The organism is Bacillus sp. AFS088145, from assembly GCF_002564465.1.
Classification (GTDB): Bacteria; Bacillota; Bacilli; order Bacillales; family Bacillaceae_G; genus Gottfriedia.
In genome coordinates this window covers 1-260 of the sequence record NZ_NUUX01000094.1, presented here as the reverse complement: position 1 = coordinate 260, position 260 = coordinate 1, and the positions used below count along the sequence as shown (strand labels likewise).

General features: G+C 68.5%; 1 protein-coding gene. It reads left to right on the top strand.

The genetic code is table 11. The features are described from left to right. Window positions 1-260: hypothetical protein (locus COI44_RS23780; RefSeq protein WP_218926938.1), on the top strand; the 260-nt coding region annotated here is incomplete at both ends.

Below are 260 nucleotides of genomic sequence, written 5' to 3'. Positions count from 1 at the left end.
CACGAGGTCAGCGTGATCTCCTTTCCCGGCGCCGACCCGGAGCGCGAACCCGCCCTGGCGGCCACTACCGGGCATGGACGCCTGCACGGACTGATCGCGCGCATGCCCGGCGTGCTGTTCGAGCTGCTGGAGCTGGCCTACAACCTGGTCACCCTGGCGCTGCTGTCGTCGGCGATCCGCCGGTTGCGTCCGCAGCTCATCTACGAGCGCTATTCGCTTTTCCTGTTCGCCACGGTCTGGCTGGCGCGCCGGCACGACAT